Genomic DNA, 1,602 nt, shown 5'->3' with positions numbered 1-1,602 from the left:
CACTTGTATGGGGATGTTTTTGTCAACGGTCTTTTTTGCGTCCATTCATTGGCCTCGTTTGCGTTTAGGGCAGCTGCTCCATTCACGACAGAAGCAGCCGCCGCTGGCTTATCGATCGCGGACGTCGATACCGAGGGAGCCTGCGCGTGGCGAGACAATGCTCTCGCGTACTTGTATGCGGCGGGTGCTTTGACCCAGCCATGATGCAGTAATGCGCATCGCGAGCAAGGCTCCGGGGCGGCGGGACCATTCTTAATTACGGTGCAAAGCCCATGTGCAGTGCCGGTTCGCCACCGCCTCGGATCGTTGGGAGTCTGGCGCTGTTGGCGCGTCAGGCCCCGATAGCTTGATCCTCTTCTTCGTTATCCAGCGGACCGCACTGCGACGCCCTGCGGGATCTCGCCCATGGTGGCCATGCGCCAGAGCGCGATGAGCAGGCGCCGCGCGACGGCCACGATCATGGTCTTGCGCGTGCCGCCCCGACCATCCTCGGTGCGCTTCCGAAACCACTGCGCCAAAGCGCTATCCTTCTGGAACCGGAGAAAGCGCCAGGCCAGTTGGATCATCCCGCGCCGTACCCGGGCATTGCCGGCTCTTGCGAGGCCTCTCTCGCGCCGTCGCGCGCCGCTCTCATCCGGAGAGCCGGTGAGGCCGGCATAGCGGGCGACCGCCTTTCGATCCCGGAGACGGCGTGACAGAATCTCGTTGACGAGCATATCCGCGGTTTCGACGCCGACGCCGATGACGCTCGAGATCAGGCGAACCATCGCGTGAGGTCCCTTCTCGACGGCCGAGGCCGTCTCCAGCTTGCGCAGGCGTTCCTGCTCGATGGCCTTGATCTGTTCGCGCACCAGACGCAGCCGGGCCATGTCGCGGCGAAACTCAGCCTGGGTATTTTCAGGGAGAGGGGAGCCTTCCGCCGTGCGCAACGCAGCAAGCTTCTCCTCCGCCTTGCGCAACGTCGGATTGAACCCACGAATTCCCAGGCGCGCGAGCGCCGCCTTCATGCGGTTGACGATGCGCGTGCGATCGCAGACCAGCTTTTCCCGCTCGCGGTTCGGCCGCTTGGCGTCTTCCTCTTCGATGGTCGGAATAGCCGCCATGCTGCAGTGGCGCTTTTCTCCGCGCAGCCAGCCGAGGAAGGCGCGCATCAGCAACTCCGTGTCGAGGCGATCAGTCTTCGCACGCCGGTGCTCACGTGACACGGCGACGCTCGATGGATGCATGACATAGGCTTCGATGCCGCGCGACCTGAGCCAGCGCGCCAGCCAAAAACCGTCACGCCCCGCCTCGAAGGCGACAACGATGCGTTCGATCTCGCGCTCCGCCTGGGCCGCTTCCTCGCGCCAGCGATGCAGGAGCCGCAGCAACCCATCCCCATCGGGCGCCAGCTTCTTCAGGTGGTGCCGTTCGACGCCCGGCAGCATTCCCGCGACAAGCCAACTCGATTGACTCATCTCGATGACGACAACGAGTGTGCTATCCTGATTCAGGGTGGCGACGGACCGGCTCAGATCGTTTGATTGCGGCATGGGGCTCTCCATCGGGTTGGTTGGAAGCGCCGAAAGTGCCACCTTCGCCGCCAGCCCCATAGCATCTTAA

2 protein-coding genes are annotated in these 1,602 nt (G+C 63.7%); one reads left to right on the top strand and one right to left on the bottom strand.

What is annotated here, in order from left to right; all coding sequences use genetic code 11:
* On the top strand, nt 1-204 hold a 204-nt coding region (locus ACFFNA_RS39035), incomplete at its 5' end, for a hypothetical protein (protein ID WP_378925596.1).
* Nucleotides 205-362: 158 nt separating this feature from the next.
* Here the strand turns inward: ACFFNA_RS39035 and ACFFNA_RS39030 are convergent.
* Nucleotides 363-1,532, bottom strand: a complete 1,170-nt coding sequence (locus ACFFNA_RS39030) for an IS110 family RNA-guided transposase (protein ID WP_379078740.1) — start codon at nt 1,530-1,532, stop codon at nt 363-365.
* Nucleotides 1,533-1,602 lie beyond the last annotated feature (70 nt).

Origin of the sequence: Mesorhizobium kowhaii, from assembly GCF_042431665.1 — a bacterium.
Lineage (GTDB): Bacteria > Pseudomonadota > Alphaproteobacteria > Rhizobiales > Rhizobiaceae > Mesorhizobium > Mesorhizobium kowhaii.
The sequence above is the reverse complement of the archived record's forward strand: the minus strand, read 5'-3'. Positions and strand labels throughout refer to the sequence as shown.